Here is a 20093-nt window from a genome sequence, read left to right on the forward strand (position 1 = left end):
AATCCTATATAAAGACAAAAAAATAACAGCATTAAATGCTGTCTGATAAAATAAATCTTAGGAGATATAGCCTGCAGCCGCCGGTATAAGAGGGGGGATGTGTAGGCGGCTGCCGCTATAATCAAAAATGAGAGGTTGTCATAATTATTGTTGCAGGTGGAGCAACATAATAATGAGGCGTAATATATATCAGTGAATGAGATATATTACGTTATTAATGTTATACCACTATACAAAAACATTGTCAACACTTTTTAAAAAAAATTTTGTTTTTTGTCATTTTTTGAAATAATTTGGATATTTAACAAGAAATTCGTCAAAATGTTCAATGTATCTTTTGGTATGGCGAAGTGAAATTTCATAAGCCTTTTCTTTGTCATGTGCTTCAAATGCATCTACCATGTCAGAGTGATCTTTTATCAGTTTATCTGTATTAATTGATGAAAACATAAGAATTACGATTCTGTCAAACTGGTATGCATTTTCGCGTATTATATTATGCCAGAACTGCTTGCCGCAGGCACAATAGATATACTTGTGGAATTCTTTATCACATGCCTGTGTTTTTGCAAGATTATCATTTTTGAGATGATGTTTCCACTGGACAATATTTTCACGAAGATATGCAATATTATCAGGTGTAAGTTTTTCACATGCAAGTTGTGTTACTGATTGTTCCATCAGATTACGGAGTTCAAGAAATTCATCAATTGCAGCTGTATCTATGTACGATACGAATGTACCCTGTTTTGGATATATGTCAATCATATTCTGCTGATGCAGTTCCAGAATGGCTTCTCGTATGGGCGTTCTGCTTATACCATAAAGCTCACATAAATCTGATTCTGTAATTTTATCTCCTGGCTTCATTTCGAGATTTACAAGATTATATAGAAGAGCTCTTTTAGCGTAATGCTTGGCATTTTCTCCGGGTAATTGTTCAAATACTTCCATCATTAGCACATCCTTTTTCAAGTTTTATAATATATTACATGTATTTTAAGCCTTATAAAGAGCCAATGCAATAGCGTTTATGTTAAAAAAACTGTATTTTGTGTATTTTTTTATGTAATTCTGTAAAATGCAACCAAAATAAAGTAATAAAATTTAACAAAAGAAAGTGACATTTTAAATTTTGTGATGTAAAATGTAAAGCGTATTAAGAAAATCAGATTTATAAATACAGCTATAATTGGATAAAGGAATAAATGTGGAAGAAGAAATATTTAACGTAACGATAGACCGGCCAATAGGAAGTTCACATCCGGATTATCCTTCTTTGGTATATCCGGTGAATTATGGTTATATAGAAGGAGTTATTGCACCGGATGGAGAAAATCAGGATGCGTATGTAATTGGTGTTGATACACCGATTGACCATTTTACGGGAAAGAGGATAGCTATTATTCACAGAAGGGATGATGTGGAAGATAAATGGGTTATTACACCGGAAAATGTTCCATATAATAAACAGCAGATTGAGGATATGGTATATTTTCAGGAACAGTATTTTGACAGTTATGTGGAAATGCTTGATGAAGAAATGTGGGATGCATATAACTGTAAAGGTGAAAAACTTGGATATCAGATTCCCCGAAGTATGGCAAAGTCATTAAGTGAAGGTGTATATCATATTGCAGTTATGATATATGTTAAGCGTGCTGACGGATGCATTCTTGCCACTCAGAGATCAAGAAATAAGACTAATCCTTTAAAATGGGAGGTTACCGGTGGTTCAATTCTTGCCGGTGAGACACCTGTTGAAGGGGCAGCAAGAGAACTTGCAGAAGAAACAGGAATAACAAAGAAAATATCTGAGCTTCGTGAAATTTATAACTGTTATGATGTCAAAAGACACTGTATATATTATATTTATCTTGCAGAGGTTCCTTCTGATATGCCAATACATCTTCAGATAGGTGAGACAATGGATTATGCATTTCTGCCATATGATGAGTTCAGGGAACTTGTATGTTCTGACAGATTTGTGGCCTCTGAGCAGGGAAGATTTATTGAACATGAAAAGCTTATGAAAAGTGTGCTTGATACAAATAATATATAATATACATTTATTATGAATAAAGGAAGTAAATGATATGGAATTATATGATGGCAGACCGGATAATACGGATGGCAGGCAGGATAATGAAATAAGAGTATATGATTTGCTTGACAGTCTGGGAATACAGTATAAGCGTACAGATCATGAACCGGCAACGACCATGGAAGTCTGCCGCGATATAGATGCTGTACTTGATACGCTTATCTGCAAAAATTTATTTTTATGTAACAGACAGAAAACAGCATTTTACTTGCTTATGATGCCGGGTGACAAGCCGTTTAAGACGAAAGAGCTTTCATCGCAGATTAACAGTGCGAGGCTTTCGTTTGCAGACCCGGAATACATGCAGGAATATCTTGATATAAAACCTGGTGCCGTAAGCGTAATGGGGCTTATGAATGATAAGGAAAATCATGTAAGGCTTCTTGTTGATGAAGATGTTTTAAAGGGTGAAAACGTAGGATGCCATCCGTGTGTAAACACATCAAGTCTTAAAATAAAGACAAAAGATGTATTTGATACATTTTTAAAAAGTGTAGGACATGATATGACTGTTGTACATCTTACAGGAGAATAAAATATAATGACAAAAATGGAAGCCGGACATGTTGTCGGACTTCCATTTTGATTTATTTTTTGCAGTCGCTTTAAAAATTATATTTAATAAAGCTTATATGTTTTTACAAGAAGCGGAACTTCCGCAATCAGCATGCCAACCCAGCCTGCAAGGTAAGAAAACGGAAGAGCTTCTATGCCGAGACCAAATATAAATACAAGTGGAAGTGCTGCAAGTACACGCACACCCATATTTACAAAACTGCTTATAAGTGTAATCTTCAAATCGCCTATTCCTCTGAAATATCCCTGGATACCATTGGTTAATGCCGGAAGAAGATACATTATTGAAATAAGATGAAGATATGTAACGCCGTGGCGTATGACTTCCTCGTCTTTGACAAACATAAGCATAAGAGGTCTTGCAAATATGAAACATATAAGGAATATTGCTATTCCGTAGATAATTTCGAGTGTTAGACCGCATCTGAAGCCTTCACGCATACGGTCATTTTTTCCAGCACCCTTGTTTTGTGCCATAAGTGCGGTCATAGCATGTGCAATATTCTGTTCGGGTGTGTATGCAAAATCATCGATCCTGTTTACGACTGCAAAAGCTGCTGCAACAGAAACACCCATTGTATTGACTATAGCCTGAATACCGATTTTTCCAAGCTGTACAGTGGCCTGCTGCATCGCTGAAGCCCAGCCGTATGCAATTGTGCGTTTTAAAAGGCTCATGTCAAATACAAGCCATTTTTTTCCGAGACGTAAAATTGGCACTTTTTTCTGTATATAAATTATACAAAGCAGGCAGCACAGAGCTTCACTGATAACAGTGGAAACAGCACAGCCGTTGCTTCCGGCTTTGAGTACAACTACAAAGAACAGGTCGCCGAAAATATTTAACACGGCACTTATGATAAGAAAATACAGCGGTGAGTTACTGTCGCCGAGTGCCCTCAATGTACTCGAAAAGAAATTATATAAAAATGTAAATACAAGACCGATAAATATAATTCTGAGATATTGTGTTGTCATATTAAGAATTGATTTGTCAACTTGCAAAAGTGTCAGGATTGGAACTGCGAATATAATGCATAGCAGGCTTAATATAATTGAAAATATTACGCCGGAAATCATTGTAGTGCTTATCTGACGGTGAAGTGTGTCATAATCTTTGGCACCAAACTGCATGCCCATAAGAATACTTGCACCCATACACAATCCGTTGAGAAACAGAATCATAAGAGTTGTGACCGGATTGCATATTCCGACTGCTGCGAGAGCTTCTTTTCCGACGAAATGTCCGACAATAATACTGTCCACGGCATTGTATGTCAGCTGAAAAAGGTTGCCAAGTACAAGTGGAATTGTAAATTTTACAAGTATAGGCATGATTTTACCTGTAGTTAAATCTTTTGTCATATTAAATTTCCTTCTGCTTTCATTTGAAATTGTCAAACATATATTATGTATAAAAATTTATGAAAGTCAAGAAAAACAGACAAAATTAAGGATTTTAGAAATAAAGTCCCAATTCTCTTACAATTCCTATTTGACTTGTAGGAATTATTTGTAGTATTATAATAAAGAACGATAGAAATGGAGTTGTAAAACTATGAAAGTTTCGTATAAAGATATGGAGTTGTATGCCATAACTGATAACAGATGGCTTAATGGAAGAAAATTAAGTGAAGTTGTTGAGGATATTTTAAATAATGGTGCAACTTTTTTACAGCTGCGAGATAAGGAAGCAACACATGAAGAGCTTGTTGCAGAGGCTAAAGAACTTAAAGTGATTGCAGCAAAATATAAAGTTCCGTTTGTGGTTAATGATGATGTGCTTGCTGCAAAGGAAGCTGATGCCGATGGTGTCCATATCGGACAAAGCGATACCGCTTATGAAGAAGCAAGAAAGATTCTTGGACCTGATAAGATTATAGGTATGACGGCGAAGACTGTTGAACAGGCACAAATGGCTGAAAAACTTGGTGCTGATTATATAGGTACCGGGGCAGTATTTCATACAAGTACCAAAACGGATGCAAAAGATATGAAATTAAAAACACTTGTCACAGTTGCGGACAGCGTTGATATGCCTGTTGTTGCAATTGGCGGTATAACCTATGATAACATGGACAAAGTCAAAGATACGGGAGTTTCCGGAATTGCAGTTGTTTCGGCTTTGTTTGGTGCAGATAATCCGGGAGCAGCAACTCGTAAGATGAAAGAAAAATGCGATAAGATATTTAATTATAATCCGCGTAATATAATTTTTGATATGGATGGTACGCTTCTTGATTCAATGCCTTACTGGAGACATCTTGCGAGAGAGTATGCATTAAGCCATGTGGAAAGTCTGCCAGATGATTTTGATAGTATGACTTATACGATGGATATGGTAGAGTGCGGAAAATATTTTCAGGATGTACTTGGGATTAATGTTCCATATGATAAAATGCAGGAAGAAATACTGGGGATAATGGGAGAACATTATAAGAATGATATTCCTATGAAACCTGGCATGAGAAGGCTGCTGATTACAGAAAAGGCAAATGGAAGTACGATGAGTATATTTACCAATTCAGATATAAAATGTGCACAGGATGCAATGGAAAGGCTGGGACTTTCAGATTGTTTCCGCTTTATGACTACATCATACATTATAGGAATTAATAAAAAATATCCGGAAAGTTATATAAAAGTCTGCGATATGATGGGATGTAACCCCTGTGATATTTATATTTATGAGGATGTCCTTCACGGCGTCGAAAATGGTAAAGCAGCTGGATGTAAAGTTATTGCTGTATATGATGAAGATTCAAAAGACCATTGGGAAATAATAAAAAATACGGCTGATGATGTAATTGATATCCAGCAGAGGGAGGAATCATGAAAAAGAAAGTTGTAGTTGGAATGTCAGGAGGCGTCGATTCGTCAGTGGCAGCATATCTTTTAAAAGAGCAGGGATATGATGTCATTGGTGTTACAATGCAGATATGGCAGGACGAGTCACAGGAACAGATAGAGGACAACGGAGGCTGCTGTGGGATTACGGCGGTCGATGATGCAAGAAGAGTAGCGATGCAGCTTGATATTCCTTATTATGTTATGAATTTTAAAGATGAATTCAAGAAAAATGTAATAGATTATTTTACTGATGAATACATTCATGGAAGAACGCCAAATCCATGTATTGCATGTAACAGACATGTAAAATGGGAATCTCTTTTAAAGAGAAGCCTTGAAATAGGTGCAGATTGTATCGCTACAGGACACTATGCAAGAATAGCACAGCTTGAAAATGGCAGATATGCGATAAGAAATTCAGTAACTGCTAAAAAAGACCAGACATATGCTCTGTATAATCTCACACAGGAACAGCTGTCACATACGCTTATGCCGGTTGGTGATTATAATAAAGATGAAATAAGAGCTATCGCCGAAAAGATAGGTATTCAGGTAGCACATAAGCCTGACAGCATGGAGATATGTTTCGTGCCTGACAATGATTATGCAGGATTTATCACACGCGAGACAGGATATGTGAGCAGACCTGGTAATTTTGTCGATTTACATGGCAATATTCTCGGAACACACAAGGGTATAATTCATTATACAGTCGGACAACGAAAGGGGCTTGGCCTTGCAATGGGACATCCTGTTTTTGTTGTTGCGATAAGACCGGAGACAAACGAAGTTGTAATTGGTGAAAATGATGATGTATTTTCAACAAAACTATATGCAAATAATATTAATCTCATGTCAGTTGACAAAATTGAAGAACCAATACGTGCAAGAGCTAAAATCAGATACAGCCATGAAGGTGCTGACTGTACAATACGGATGGCTGATGACGGACTGCTGGAGTGCGTATTTGATGAAAAACAGAGAGCTGTAACGCCGGGACAGGCACTTGTAATATATGATGGAGACTATGTTTTAGGAGGAGGAACAATAATATGAAAATATCAACAAAAGGAAGATATGCAGTAAGACTTATGCTTGATCTTGCCATGCATAATACAGGAGAAGCAGTAAGCATAAAAGATATATCAAAGCGTCAGGGGGTATCTGACAAGTATCTTGAGCAGATTATTTCTGTTCTTAACAAAGCGGGATATGTGCGAAGCATAAGAGGTGCACAAGGCGGATACATGTTAAAGAAAGATCCTAAGGATTATACTGTAGGCATGATTTTAAGGCTTACTGAAGGTTCACTTGCACCTGTATCGTGTGTTGATGATGACGATATGGTATGTGAAAGAGAAAACGGCTGTGTTACGTTTTATGTATGGAAAAAACTGAATGATGCAATTAATGGAGTTGTCGATTCGATAACACTTGCGGATTTAGTAGAAATGCAGATGCAGATGAGCGATAATTACGTCATTTAAAAAACATATAAAAATTTTCATTTTTTTATTGACATAAAAAGTGAAAATTGTTATATTATGGTTAATTCATAGCAAACCACTATGAAAACAAGGATATTAATAATTAAGAATATAACAGCGATGTTTTAATTACTCGCGGAAAAGAGGAATGTTATGGCAAAGAAAGCATACAAAGACAGAGATTTAAAATTTGAAACATTACAGCTTCATGTAGGGCAGGAAACTGCAGACCCGGTTACAGATGCAAGAGCAGTACCTATTTATCAGACATCATCATTTGTATTCCACAATTCACAGCATGCGGCTGACCGTTTTGCGTTAAAGGATGCAGGTAACATTTATGGCAGACTTACAAATCCTACAGAAGATGTTTTCGAGAAGAGAATGGCTGCTCTTGAAGGCGGTGTCGCAGCTCTTGCTGTAGCATCAGGTGCAGCAGCTGTTGCTTATACAATTCAGAATCTTGCATTTGCAGGTGACCATATCGTAGCCGCAAAGAATATTTATGGTGGTACATATAACTACCTTGCACATACAATCGTTGATTACGGTGTTACTACAACATTCGTTGACCCTCTTGATGTTAAGAATTTTGAAGATGCAATCCAGGATAACACAAAGGCTCTTTATATCGAGACACTTGGCAATCCTAATTCAGAAGTTGCAGATATTGAAGCTATTGCAAAGATTGCACATGCTCACAACATTCCGCTTGTAATCGATAGCACATTTGCAACTCCATATCTTGTTCGTCCATTTGAATATGGTGCTGATATCGTTATTCATTCAGCAACTAAGTTTATCGGCGGACATGGTACAACAATCGGTGGTGTAATTGTTGATGGAGGTAAGTTTGACTGGAAAGCATCAGGCAAATTCCCACAGTTTACAGAGCCTAACGAAAGCTATCACGGAATCAGCTTTGTTGATGCAGCAGGCCCAGCAGCATTTATTACAAGAATTCGTGCCATTATCCTTCGCGATACAGGTGCTACAATTTCACCAATCCATTCATGGATTTTCATTCAGGGACTTGAGACACTTTCATTAAGAGTTGAGCGTCACGTTGAGAATGCATTAAAGGTTGTTGATTACCTTTCAAAGAATCCATTGGTAGAAAAAGTAAATCATCCGGCAGTTACAGATGACCCTGAACAGCAGAGACTTTATAAGAAATATTTCCCTAACGGCGGCGGCTCAATTTTTACATTTGAAATCAAGGGTGATGCCAAGACAGCTAAGAAGTTTATCGATAATCTTGAATTATTCTCACTTCTTGCCAATGTAGCCGATGTTAAGTCACTTGCTATTCATCCGGCTTCAACAACTCATTCGGAGCTTAACGAAGCAGAGCTTCTCGATCAGGGAATCAAGCCTAATACAATTCGTCTTTCAATTGGTACAGAAAATATTGATGATATTATTGAAGACCTTGACGAAGCATTTAAGGCTATTTCAGAATAAGATTCTGACCGGACATTTTATCGTAATAATTGAAAATTTAGTCTTGTCTTATAAAAACATATGTGATAATATGTACTCAAATATTGAAAAGACTTTGACGGAAAGAGTAGTGTATTTAAGCCATACAGAGAGGATTACATCTGCTGAGAGTATTCCATGAAACTGATTACATGAAAACCACTCCTGAGTTGTATGCGAAAGATTACCGGTTGGTTCCGTTTTCCCAAGCATTACCGCATAGCTGCGTTAAAGGTGTAAGGAATATGTGTTAGTATTCCGTGAGTGAAAGATAAGGTGGAACCGTGTTATATGCACCCTTAGTTAAGCATTTAAGCTTGACTTGGGGTGCTTTTTTCAATATTAATTTTATTAATTTAAGGAGCAGAGTTAAAATGGTAAATTTTAAAGAAGATGAAAATTTAAAAACACTGAATCATTCATGTGCACATTTGATGGCACAGGCTGTAAAGCATCTTTATCCTGATGCAAAGTTCTGGGTAGGACCTGTTGTTGCAGAAGGTTTTTACTATGATATCGACCTTGGAGACAGAGTTATAAGAGATGAGGATATTGCAGCTATAGAGAAAGAAATGAAAAAGGTTGCAAAGACAGGTAAGAAGATTATCCGCCGTGAGATTTCAAAACAGGAAGCTATGGAACTTTTTAAGGATGATGAATATAAGATTGACCTTATTTCAAAACTTGAAGACGGTACTATCACATGCTACGATCAGGGAGATTTCACAGACCTCTGCCGTGGACCTCATGTTGATAATGTAAAGCTTTGCCGTAACTTCAAGCTTATCAAACATTCAGGCGTTTACTGGAAGGGTGACAGCAAGAATAAAGTATTGCAGAGAATTTATGGTGTATGTTTTCCTACAGCAGAGGAACTTGAGGCTCATCTTGCACTTCTTGAGGAAGCAAAAGAGCGTGACCACAGAAAAATCGGTAAGGATATGCAGCTTTTCATGTCTGATGACCTTATTGGACGCGGTCTTCCGATGTTCCTTCCAAAGGGTTATGTAATATGGCAGGAACTTGAAAATTATATCAAGGCAAAAGAAAGAAAGAACGGATATCTTCATGTAATGACACCTTGTATTGGTACAGTAAACCTTTATAAGACATCAGGCCACTGGGATCATTACAAAGAAAATATGTTCCCTGCAATGGAAGTTGAAGGCGAATCATTCGTATTAAGACCTATGAACTGTCCTCATCACATGATGATATATGCTAACAGAATGCACTCATACAAGGATTTACCTATAAGAATAGGTGAGATTGCACACGATTTCAGATTCGAGGCAAGTGGTACACTTAAAGGTATCGAGAGAGGCAGACATTTTTGTCAGAATGATGCACATCTTTTTGTTGCACCAGAGCAGATTGAAGATGAGTTCAAGAAAGTAGTTGATCTTATTTTCAGCACATACAAGGATTTCGGAATCACAGATTACCGCTGTGTACTTTCACTCAGAGACCCTGAGGACAAGGTAAAGTACCATGATGATGATGAGATGTGGAATAATGCAGAAAACGCTCTCAGACGTGTTCTTGATGATATCGGAATTGAGTATACAGAAGAAATCGGTGAGGCTGCATTCTACGGTCCTAAGCTTGATGTAAATGTTAAGCCGGCTATCGGTAACGAATATACACTTTCAACATGTCAGCTTGATTTCTGCCTTCCGGCTAAGTTTAATCTTTCATATATTGACAAGGACGGCGAAAAAAAGACACCTGTTGTACTTCACAGAGCTATTCTTGGTTCTCTTGACAGATTTATGGCATATATACTTGAGGAGACAAAGGGTAACCTTCCGTTATGGCTTGCTCCTGTTCAGGCAAGAGTTATGCCTGTAACTACAGATAACGAAGAACTTGTTGCATATGCACAGAAAGTATGCGACGCACTTGAAGCTGAGAACGTAAGAGTAGAGCTTGACGCAAGAGCAGAAAAACTCGGATATCGTATGCGTGAAGGACAGGTTCAGAAAGTTCCATACCTTCTTGTAATCGGTAACAATGAAAAAGAAGAAAATACAGTATCTTACAGACTTCACGGTGAGCAGAAAACCACAACGGTATCACTTGATGAATTTGTCGAAAAAGTTAAGACTCAGATTGCAACAAAGGCATTAGAGATTAACTAATACGTATGTCTTTATGAAAGCCCTGCCTTTTGAGCAGGGCTTTTTTGATAATAAATCAGGAGGAGTTATGGGCAGATATATTATGGCACTTGACCAGGGGACAACAAGCTCAAGGTGCATTTTATTTGATAAAAAGGGAAATATTATATCAAAATCATCAAAAGAATATGAACAGATTTATCCGAAAGAAGGCTGGGTTGAGCACAATCCGATGGAGATATGGTCATCACAGCTTGGTGTTGCCATTGAAGCTATGGCAATGGTTAATGTTCCGGCAGATGATATTGAAGCAATAGGAATTACAAATCAGAGAGAAACGACAATTATATGGGATAAAAAGACTGGAAAACCTGTATACAATGCGATTGTGTGGCAGTGCAGAAGAACAGCTGATTCAGTTGAAAAAATAATGCATGATGATAATATGGCAGATACTATCAAAAAAAAGACAGGGCTTATTCCTGATGCGTATTTCAGTGCGACAAAGATTGCATGGATATTGGATAATGTTGACGGAGCAAGAGAAAAAGCAGAAAATGGAGAACTTGCATTTGGAACAGTTGATACATGGCTTATCTGGAATCTTACTAAGGGAAAAGTTCATGCGACAGATTATACCAATGCTGCAAGAACAATGCTGTTTAATATCCATACACTTGAGTGGGATAAAGAACTTCTGGAATATTTTAATATTCCTGAAAACATGCTGCCGCAGGTTAAGCCATCAAGCTGTATATATGGTGAAACTGATAAATCAGTATTTGGCAGTTCAATTATAATTGCCGGTGCTGCAGGCGACCAGCAGAGTGCATTGTTTGGACAGTGCTGTTTTAATCCGGGTGAAGTGAAAAATACATATGGAACAGGATGTTTTTTGCTTATGAATACGGGAAATAATCCTATTTATTCAGATAACGGACTACTCACAACTCTTGCAGCAGGAAGTACAAAAGATAAACCTGAGTATGCACTCGAGGGAAGCGTATTTGTTGCCGGAGCAGTTGTACAGTGGCTCCGTGATGAATTAAGGATGATTAAAGATGCAGCATCAACAAAAGAGTATGCCATGAAAGTTGAAAATACGGCCGGAGTATATATTGTTCCTGCATTTTCAGGGCTTGGTGCACCATATTGGAATCCGTATGCAAGAGGAACGGTTGTGGGTCTTACAAGAGGTACAAAAAAAGAACATTTTATAAGAGCTGCACTTGAATCAATAGCCTATCAGGCTGATGATGTTATACGTGCAATGGAAAAGTCAGCAGATATTAAGCTTAGTGGACTTAAAGTAGATGGTGGTGCCAGTGCAAATGAGTTTCTTATGCAGTTTCAGTCTGATATAACAGGTGAGAGCGTAATACGCCCATCATGTATAGAGACAACAGCTCTTGGTGCAGCATATCTTGCAGGTCTTGCAACGGGATATTGGAAAGATAAAGATGAGATAAAGAAAAACTGGCGTCTTGGTGCAGAATACGATGCCCATATGAGTCCGGATGAAAGAAGAAAACTTCTTAAAAACTGGAAACATGCTGTTAATTCGGCTTTGTTCTGGGCAGAGGCAGCTGAGAAATAGTCCGTAGGTATGTGAGAATGTAATAATTAGTAAGAAAATCCGCTGGACAAATAATATTATTATTGCTATACTGTTTATAGTAACTATTGAACGTGATTATTTGGGGAGGGTAAGTCCTTTCACCGAAAAATTGGGATTTTGCTATGCAAAATAAGGAGGGTTTTTGGATGGAATTACAATTAGAGCATTTAAGCAAAACATATGGAACAGTTCAGGCACTTAAAGATATCTCTTATACTTTTAAGCCGGGAATATATGGAATTCTTGGTGCTAATGGTGCCGGTAAGAGCACGATGATTAATCTTATTACAGATAATGTCGCAAGAGACAAAGGAAGTGCCGGTGGAAGTATACTGTATGATGGTCAGGATATATTAAAGCTTGGCAGCAGATTCAGGGGCATAATCGGATATATGCCACAGCAACAGGGATTTTATGAGGATTTCTCGCCTAAAGCATTTTTAAGATATATGGCTGAGATAAAGGGAATAAAAGGAAAGAATGAAAAAGGGCAGACGGTAAAAGAACAGATTGATGAGCTTCTTGAAGTTGTTAATCTGACCGGTGTTGCATATAAAAAAATCGGTGGATTTTCAGGAGGCATGAAACAAAGAGTCCTTTTGGCACAGGCACTGCTAGGTGATCCTGATATTCTTATTCTTGATGAGCCGACTGCCGGTCTTGACCCTAAAGAGAGAATTGCAATCCGCAATTATATTGCAGAACTTTCACGCAATAAGATTATACTTTTTGCAACACATGTTGTAAGCGATATAGAATGTATAGCTGATTATGTTCTTCTTCTGAAGAAAGGTGAGATTATTGCAATGGGAACACCTGTAGAACTTATAGAGAAGATGCATGGAAAGGTAGCAGAGATTACATGTACTCTCGATGAAGTTGGCAAACTGCAGGAGAAGTATCATATTGGTAATATCAGACAGAGAAAGAATGGTATTGCATTACGCCTTGTTGGAGATGAGCTTCCGGATGAGGCTGTTATGGTTGATGAAAATATTGACCTTGAAGATGTTTATTTATATTACTTTGAATAGAAGAGGTGTTTGGTAAGATGAAGTTTGCTCATATAGCTGATTTACATATAGGTAAAAGAGTAAATGACTTTTCCATGCTTGAAGAACAAAGGTATATTTTTAAAGAAATAATTGAAATCATCAGACATGAAGATGCAGATGCTGTGCTGGTGGCTGGAGACATATATGATAAGTCACAGCCATCAGCGGAAGCTGTAGCATTGTGTGATGATTTTTTTTATTCTCTATCCAGGCTGGATAAGGATATTTTTATAATAAGTGGTAACCATGACTGTCCTGAAAGAATTGCATATGGTGCAAGACTTCTTGAAAATACAAAGTTTCATATAGCTCCTGTATTTAATGGCGAGATGAAAAGAACCGAATTTTTTGATGAATTTGGGAAGGTTAATGTATACATGCTTCCGTTTGTAAAACCTGTAGGAGTAAGAAAATATATTGGCACAGCAGATAACTATACACAGGCGGTTAAAGCTGTCATTGACAAAGCTGATATTAATCAGGAAGAGAGAAATATTCTTGTTGCACATCAGTTTGTTACAGGTGCATTAAGATGTGACTCCGAAGAACTGACAGTTGGAACACTTGATAATGTAGATGCAACAGTTTTTGACAAATTTGATTATGTTGCACTTGGACATATTCACAGACCGCAATGTGTTGGAAGAGAAAGTATAAGATACAGCGGTTCGCCGTTAAAGTATTCATTTTCTGAGATTAATCATACGAAGTCTGTAACAATAGCAGATGTTGGAGACAATGATATTACAATAAAAACAGTACCACTGAAACCATTCCATGATATGGTTCATCTTAAAGGTGAATTTAAAGAATTGATGACGCCGGGCAGCCACATTTTTAATACAGATGATTATATATATGTTACACTGACAGATGAGCAGGATATACCTGATGCAATTGGAAGACTGAGAATATTATATCCGAATATAATGAAGCTTGATTATGATAATACAAGGACAAGAAAATATAATGATTCATTTGATGCTGATATTGAGCAAAGACAGGAAAAACAGCCAATTGAACTGTTTGAAGAATTATATGAACTTCAGAATAATCAACAAATGGATAATGAGCAGAGAGAATATATCAATCATATAATAGAGGAGATCTGGGTATGAGACCATTATATTTGGAAATGTCTGCATTTGGACCATATGCAGATGTCACAAAACTTGACATGGACAAGCTTGGAAATAAAGGACTTTATCTGATAACAGGTGATACAGGAGCAGGTAAGACTACAATTTTTGATGGAATTACATATGCATTATATGGTGAAGCAAGTGGAAGTAACAGGACATCAGCAATGTTAAGATGCAGGTATGCCCTACCTGATATTGCAACATATGTTGAGATGGAATTTGAACTGCGTGGTGAAAAGTACCGTATAAGACGTAATCCTGAATACATGCGTCCATCAAAAAGAGGACAATCAGAAGGCAGGATGGCAAAAGAACCGGCAAGAGCAGAAATCTCACTTCCGGATGGAAGCATAGTTACAGGGATTTCTAATGTCAACAGACAGGTTATTGAACTTATGGGTTTGGATAAAAACCAGTTTACCCAGATTTCGATGATAGCACAGGGTGATTTTATGAAGTTGCTGTTAGCCGGTACTAATCAGCGTATGGAGATTTTCCGTGAAATATTTAAAACAAAACCATATCTTGATTTACAGGAACGATTAAAGCAGGAATCACTTGAATTAGGGCGAAAAATGCAGGAATCATCAAGGATGATCAGTCAGTATATTTCATCAGTTATGTCGGATAGTGAAGGGTATGAGCTATCTACAGATTCAGAGATAAGTACAATTATTGCAAGGGATAAAATGCGTCTTGGTGGTCTTGAAGAAGAAAAGGCTGCAACAGACAGAAGAATAACAGAATTAGATGTTTATTCCGGTAAGCTTACACAAGCTGTCAATGTTCTTGAAAATTATAATAAAGCGAGTAATGATTTAAAAAAGTATGAAAAAGAATATAATAACGTTGAAGAAGAATATAAAACATATGATGAGCGTGCAAAGATAAGCAGTCGTATGGCACTTGAAGTGAGTGAGCATACAAAAGACCTTGAAAAATACAATAAGGCAGCAGACCTTAATCGGGATAACAGACAGCTGGAAAATGAGATAAAAAAAGAAGAAAATAATCTTATTGATGAATCTGAAAAGATGAAAAAAATGGTTGAAAAACTTTCAGAGTATGAGATATTGTATAAAAAGCTTGATGATTGCAATGCAATGCTTGAGAAGGAAAATGCTGTTTATGAAAATTTGAATCAGCGGAGGCAGGTAATTGCAAAGGTTATTCTTAATTGTGATGCTGACAAAGAAAATATTAATAGTGCCTATAAATATGCAAAAAAATATAATGAGGCGGATGAATCATTAAAAAAACAGCAGATAAAATATACAATGCTTGAGAATGCATATTATGACGGACAGGCGGGAATTCTGGCTCAAAGATTAAAGGATAATGAGCCATGTCCTGTATGTGGTTCTATAGTTCATCCTGATATTGCAAAGCTTGCAGATGATATTCCTGATAAAGATACTCTGGACAATGAAAAGAAGAAAACAGATGAATTATCGAAAATACGTTCTGAACTCAGTTCAAAATCAGGAGTCGCACAAGGAAAAGCAGAAACTTCACATAGTACACTTTTGCTTGAATGGAATTCGATTTCCGGTGAAACTGTGCCGGGAACTATGGTTGAACAGACGCGTGCTATATCAGAAGGTCTTATAAAGTATGAGAATGAAAATAATAATAAAATAAAAGAGAGTGAATATAAGATTGCTGATATAAAAAGACAGGTGCTTCTAAAGCAGGAATATGAACAGACAATTACAGAATGTAAAGATAATATTGAAAAAAAGAAGCAATTTATTTCATCGCTTGAGAAATCTCTGGAAGTAAAAAAAGAGACGTTAAGACAGCAGACTGGACAATATGTTGAGATTGTAAAAATGCTTAAATATGAGGATATTGAAAAGGCTAAAAAAAAGCTTGAAGAAGAAATTGCGGCAAAGAAGTCTTTTGACGAGGAACTTAATAAGATAAAAAGTGATTATGATAATGCTAAGTTTAATTTTATTACATGCAGACAGCGTGCGGATGATTTGAAAAAACAGATTGAATCATTTGATAATATTGAAAATATTGAGCAGAAAGTCAGCGATTGCAACATAAAGAGAAAAGAAAATGCAGACTTATCATCAAAGCTGGGAGAGCAGATTAATACAATAAAATTAAGAATAAGCAATAATACAAAGATTTTATCAGAAATTGAAAAAATCAATAAGGACATTGAAAATACAAGCAAAAAGTGGCAGATAGTAAATTCATTGTCTTCGACGGCAAACGGAACAATATCGGGAAAAGAAAAAATACTCCTTGAAACATATGTCCAGATGTCATACTTTGACAGAATTATTAAAAAAGCCAATATCAGGTTTATGATGATGACATCAGGAAGGTATGAGCTTGTAAGAAGTGTAAATCCTGAGAATTTACGCAGTCAAAGCGGATTGGAACTCGATGTTTATGACCATTACAATGCTGTTGTAAGAAGTGTTAAGACATTGTCAGGTGGAGAGTCATTTATGGCATCTCTTTCACTTGCACTTGGTTTATCTGATGAGGTTCAGTCGTCATCTGGTGGTATTCAGGTAGATACGATGTTTGTAGATGAAGGATTTGGCTCACTTGATGAAGAGTCTTTAAATCAGGCATTAAATGCTCTATGGCAGCTTGCAGATTCAAACCGTCTTATCGGCATAATATCACATGTTGGTGAGTTGAAAAACAGAATTGAGAACCAGATTATAGTAAAGAAAAAAAGAACCGGTGGAAGCGAAGCAGTTATAATAACTGGTTAGAAAAAATACAGGATTGTAATGATGTGGCTGCACATTACAATCCTGTATTTTCATAATATTTATGACTCTAAACTTTATCTGGTTGTAAAGTTTTAGAGACTTTCATCTTTTGGAAGACTTTGCATATATTCATGCATTGATTCTGCAACAATTTTGCTGTGTGCAACTGCCTCAACAACAGTTCGTGCACCATTGACAACATCACCGGATGCAAATATTCCCGGGCGTGATGTATGTCCAGTCTCGTCAGCTTCAAGAAGTCCTCTTGCATTGGACTTTAATCCGTTTGTGTTGCTTACAAGACGATTCTGAGGTCCCTGGCTTATTGATATAATAATACTGTCAGATTCGTATAATGTCTCGGTTCCGTCCACTTCTGTAAAAGAACCATCCTCATTTTCTATTACATCTTTAAATATTACACCATTGTCTTTGATTTCTATTGGCTTTTTATTATATTCAAACTGGACACCCTCAAGCTGAGCATAGCTGAATTCATAATGACTTGCTGCAACTTCTTTTGTAATAGAAAAGCATGTAAGATGGCGAACTCCTTTTCTTATGGCTGTTCTTGCAACATCCATGGCAGCATTGCCGGCACCTATTACGATAACACGTTCACCAAGCCTATAGCTGTCGGGGTTATTAAGATAATTAATGCCAAAATGAACATTTCCGAAAGTTTCACCCTTAATATGGAGTGAATTAGGTTTCCATACACCTGTTCCAACGAAGATTGATTTGTAGCCGTCACGGAATAAGTCATCAATGCTTATCGCACTTCCGATAAGCGTGTTAGGACGAATTTTAATTCCTTTTAACTCAAGGTGTCTGTATTCGATATCATCAAGTACGCTCTTTGGGAGTCGGAATTCTGGAATTCCATAACGAAGAACACCGCCTATTTTGTCTTTACCTTCAAAAATAGTAACCTGATATCCATATCTTGCAAGTATAATTGCAATAGTAATTCCGGCAGGACCGGAGCCTATGATTGCAACACGCATGCCGTTAGACTTTGCAGGACCATTTGTCATCATATTTGCATATGTTGTTGATATGTAATTTTCAATTGATGAAAAATGAACAGGAGCACCTTTTCTTCCGAGAACACAATGACCTTCACACTGTTTTTCATGATTGCATACAAGACTGCATACAGTAGTCAGAGGATTATTTTCAAAAAGCATTTTACCAGCTTCGTTTAATTTATTTTCCTTTAAAAGTCTTATTGCTACCGGAATATTTGTATTGATAGGACATCCTTTCTGACATTGTGGAACTTTGCATTGGAGACATCTGTTTGCCTCATCCATAACATGTAATGCCATGTAAAAACCCTCCTGATATAATTAATTTGTGCAGTCAAAAGCTTGTCCACACATATAAATAAAATCTTATTTAATATAATTATATGCCATATGTTTTAAAAATACAACGAAGATATTTATTTAACAAAGCTTGGTCATTTTTTAACAATGTTGGTAGACAATTTACGATAAACTGTAAAATACATAGTTGCAAAACATGCAATTCCGCCTATGAAATTAGAAACAGGTTCTGCCATAAACACACCGTTTACACCAAGATTTCCAATATGCGGTAGAATATATATCAGTGGAATTACGATAACAACTTTTCTGAATAATGAAAAGAAAACCGCCTGCTTTGAGCGTCCGAGTGCTGTGAATGTTGATTGTCCTGCAAATTGGAATGACATCATAAAAAATCCCTGAAAATATATATGCATGGATGTTACTGTAACATTCATAAGAGCCGGATTATCATTAAAAAGCAGAATAAGCGGCTTTGAAAAAAGCATTACCAGTATCCATGCGGACACAGTATAAATAAGCAAGGCAAAAGACATATAACGTATGGCTTTTTTAACACGTTCGGGTTCGCCGGCACCATAATTAAAGCTTATGATTGGCTGTGAACTGTTGGAAATTCCCTGAACAGGCATATGTACAACTTCACGTATTGAGTTAATAACAGTCATTGCACCTATGTATAAGTCGCCGCCCCATACAGAAAGAACAGCGTTGTTGACCATCTGTACGGCACTGTTTGTAATTGACATTGTAAAGCCTGAAAGTCCGAGTCCAAATATTTTCATTGTCCTTTTAAAGTTAGGTATAAGACAGTCTTTTTCAATTTTTATAATAGTTTTTTTACCTGTCAGAAATGTAAAAGTCCATAAGGCAGCTATAAACTGCGAAATAATGGTTGCGAGTGCAGCTCCTTTAACGCCCATTCCAAGGATGAAAATAAATACAGGGTCAAGAATCAGGTTGCATGCCGCTCCGATTGATACCGTCAGCATACCGGTTCTGGCAAATCCCTGTGCATTGATAAAAGAATTAAGACCAAGACTTGACATTACAAAAATTGTTCCGCAAAGATATATTGTTATATATTGATTTGCGTAGTCAAATGTTGCACTGCTTGCACCAAGAAGATATAACAGCGGTTTTTTGAAGATTAATCCTGTAACACCTGTAAGCAGCCCCAATATTATAAGAAGGGAAAATGAATTTCCGAGTAGCTTTTTGGCTTCATCTTCATTGCCTTTGCCTCGTTCAATTGAAAAGAGAGGTGCCCCGCCCATTCCAACAAGGTTGGCAAATGCAATTGTTACAGTACATATAGGAAATGCAACCCCAAGACCGGTAAGTGCATTAGTTGCGTCATTTGGGATTTTACCTATAAAAATTCTGTCTATAATATTATAAAGAACATTAACGAGCTGTGCCAGTGTCATAGGTCCGGCAAGTCTAAGCATATGTCCTATGATACTTCCTTTTGAAAAATCATTTTCTTTTTTTGCATTGTTGATATCAGACATGATAACCCTCGATTCCATATATGTTTTAATGCTGTAAATATTTTATTATTTTAACACAGTTTTTGAA

At 36.8% G+C, this 20093-nt stretch carries 15 protein-coding genes; 11 read left to right on the plus strand and 4 right to left on the minus strand.

The window, feature by feature from the left end:
* Positions 1–276: 276 nt before the first annotated feature.
* On the minus strand, positions 277–957 hold the full coding sequence (locus WMO38_RS04705; RefSeq protein ID WP_349161732.1) for a GntR family transcriptional regulator: 681 nt from the start codon (positions 955–957) through the stop codon (positions 277–279).
* Positions 958–1210: 253 nt separating this feature from the next.
* Here WMO38_RS04705 and WMO38_RS04710 point away from each other — a divergent pair, with 253 nt between their 5' ends.
* Positions 1211–2062 carry an NUDIX domain-containing protein gene (locus tag WMO38_RS04710; protein WP_349161733.1) on the plus strand — a complete coding sequence of 284 codons (852 nt, stop codon included), beginning with the start codon at positions 1211–1213 and terminating at the stop codon, positions 2060–2062.
* 34 nt (positions 2063–2096) lie between these two features.
* A complete protein-coding gene (locus tag WMO38_RS04715; RefSeq protein ID WP_186836715.1) occupies positions 2097–2639 on the plus strand; it encodes a prolyl-tRNA synthetase associated domain-containing protein in 543 nt (180 codons plus the stop codon).
* 83 nt (positions 2640–2722) lie between these two features.
* Here the strand turns inward: WMO38_RS04715 and WMO38_RS04720 are convergent, their stop codons facing one another.
* On the minus strand, positions 2723–4045 hold the full coding sequence (locus WMO38_RS04720; protein WP_349161734.1) for an MATE family efflux transporter: 1323 nt from the start codon (positions 4043–4045) through the stop codon (positions 2723–2725).
* A gap of 193 nt (positions 4046–4238) precedes the next feature.
* Between WMO38_RS04720 and thiE the strand changes: the two genes are divergently transcribed.
* From thiE to WMO38_RS04765, 9 genes are all read left to right on the plus strand, one after another.
* Positions 4239–5516, plus strand: coding sequence for a thiamine phosphate synthase (thiE, locus tag WMO38_RS04725; RefSeq protein ID WP_186836717.1), 1278 nt, complete (start codon positions 4239–4241; stop codon positions 5514–5516).
* Complete coding sequence (mnmA, locus tag WMO38_RS04730; RefSeq protein WP_349161735.1) at positions 5513–6586, plus strand: tRNA 2-thiouridine(34) synthase MnmA; 1074 nt, start codon at positions 5513–5515, stop codon at positions 6584–6586. Before thiE ends, mnmA begins: the two co-directional genes overlap by 4 nt.
* On the plus strand, positions 6583–7017 hold the full coding sequence (locus WMO38_RS04735; RefSeq protein ID WP_021866305.1) for an RrF2 family transcriptional regulator: 435 nt from the start codon (positions 6583–6585) through the stop codon (positions 7015–7017). Before mnmA ends, WMO38_RS04735 begins: the two co-directional genes overlap by 4 nt.
* A 153-nt stretch (positions 7018–7170) precedes the next feature.
* Complete coding sequence (locus tag WMO38_RS04740; RefSeq protein ID WP_349161736.1) at positions 7171–8481, plus strand: O-acetylhomoserine aminocarboxypropyltransferase/cysteine synthase family protein; 1311 nt, start codon at positions 7171–7173, stop codon at positions 8479–8481.
* 392 nt (positions 8482–8873) lie between these two features.
* Positions 8874–10640, plus strand: coding sequence for a threonine--tRNA ligase (gene thrS, locus WMO38_RS04745; RefSeq protein ID WP_349161737.1), 1767 nt, complete (start codon positions 8874–8876; stop codon positions 10638–10640).
* 67 nt (positions 10641–10707) lie between these two features.
* On the plus strand, positions 10708–12216 hold the full coding sequence (glpK, locus tag WMO38_RS04750) for a glycerol kinase GlpK (RefSeq protein WP_186836720.1): 1509 nt from the start codon (positions 10708–10710) through the stop codon (positions 12214–12216).
* A gap of 167 nt (positions 12217–12383) precedes the next feature.
* Positions 12384–13271: an ABC transporter ATP-binding protein gene (locus WMO38_RS04755; RefSeq protein ID WP_021866301.1), complete on the plus strand. Its 888-nt coding sequence runs from the start codon at positions 12384–12386 to the stop codon at positions 13269–13271.
* Positions 13272–13288: 17 nt separating this feature from the next.
* On the plus strand, positions 13289–14410 hold the full coding sequence (locus WMO38_RS04760) for an exonuclease SbcCD subunit D (RefSeq protein WP_349161738.1): 1122 nt from the start codon (positions 13289–13291) through the stop codon (positions 14408–14410).
* Positions 14407–17178 carry an AAA family ATPase gene (locus tag WMO38_RS04765; protein ID WP_349161739.1) on the plus strand — a complete coding sequence of 924 codons (2772 nt, stop codon included), beginning with the start codon at positions 14407–14409 and terminating at the stop codon, positions 17176–17178. The genes WMO38_RS04760 and WMO38_RS04765 overlap by 4 nt, the downstream gene beginning before the upstream one ends.
* Before the next feature lie 92 nt (positions 17179–17270).
* On the opposite strand, the gene WMO38_RS04770 is transcribed toward WMO38_RS04765, so the two are convergent.
* The gene (locus WMO38_RS04770) at positions 17271–18509 is read right to left on the minus strand and encodes an NAD(P)-dependent oxidoreductase (protein WP_349161740.1); all 1239 of its coding nucleotides are present in this window, start codon (positions 18507–18509) and stop codon (positions 17271–17273) included.
* A 134-nt stretch (positions 18510–18643) separates the two neighbouring features.
* The gene (locus WMO38_RS04775; RefSeq protein WP_435390974.1) at positions 18644–20044 is read right to left on the minus strand and encodes an MATE family efflux transporter; all 1401 of its coding nucleotides are present in this window, start codon (positions 20042–20044) and stop codon (positions 18644–18646) included.
* Positions 20045–20093: the final 49 nt, after the last annotated feature.

Origin of the sequence: Lachnospira hominis (ex Hitch et al. 2025), assembly GCF_040096395.1 — a bacterium.
GTDB classification, from domain to species: domain Bacteria; phylum Bacillota; class Clostridia; order Lachnospirales; family Lachnospiraceae; genus Lachnospira; species Lachnospira hominis.

Excerpts from the sequence above, each read along its gene's own strand:
- WMO38_RS04765 (WP_349161739.1), top strand. The coding sequence starts at position 14,407 with ATGAGACCATTATATTTGGAAATGTCTGCATTTGGACCATATGCAGAT.
- WMO38_RS04740 (WP_349161736.1), top strand. The coding sequence starts at position 7,171 with ATGGCAAAGAAAGCATACAAAGACAGAGATTTAAAATTTGAAACATTA.
- WMO38_RS04715 (WP_186836715.1), top strand. The coding sequence starts at position 2,097 with ATGGAATTATATGATGGCAGACCGGATAATACGGATGGCAGGCAGGAT.
- WMO38_RS04775 (WP_435390974.1), bottom strand. The coding sequence starts at position 20,044 with ATGGAATCGAGGGTTATCATGTCTGATATCAACAATGCAAAAAAAGAA.
- WMO38_RS04770 (WP_349161740.1), bottom strand. The coding sequence starts at position 18,509 with ATGGCATTACATGTTATGGATGAGGCAAACAGATGTCTCCAATGCAAA.
- thiE (WP_186836717.1), top strand. The coding sequence starts at position 4,239 with ATGAAAGTTTCGTATAAAGATATGGAGTTGTATGCCATAACTGATAAC.
- WMO38_RS04705 (WP_349161732.1), bottom strand. The coding sequence starts at position 957 with ATGATGGAAGTATTTGAACAATTACCCGGAGAAAATGCCAAGCATTAC.
- glpK (WP_186836720.1), top strand. The coding sequence starts at position 10,708 with ATGGGCAGATATATTATGGCACTTGACCAGGGGACAACAAGCTCAAGG.
- WMO38_RS04735 (WP_021866305.1), top strand. The coding sequence starts at position 6,583 with ATGAAAATATCAACAAAAGGAAGATATGCAGTAAGACTTATGCTTGAT.
- WMO38_RS04720 (WP_349161734.1), bottom strand. The coding sequence starts at position 4,045 with ATGACAAAAGATTTAACTACAGGTAAAATCATGCCTATACTTGTAAAA.
- WMO38_RS04760 (WP_349161738.1), top strand. The coding sequence starts at position 13,289 with ATGAAGTTTGCTCATATAGCTGATTTACATATAGGTAAAAGAGTAAAT.
- thrS (WP_349161737.1), top strand. The coding sequence starts at position 8,874 with ATGGTAAATTTTAAAGAAGATGAAAATTTAAAAACACTGAATCATTCA.
- mnmA (WP_349161735.1), top strand. The coding sequence starts at position 5,513 with ATGAAAAAGAAAGTTGTAGTTGGAATGTCAGGAGGCGTCGATTCGTCA.
- WMO38_RS04755 (WP_021866301.1), top strand. The coding sequence starts at position 12,384 with ATGGAATTACAATTAGAGCATTTAAGCAAAACATATGGAACAGTTCAG.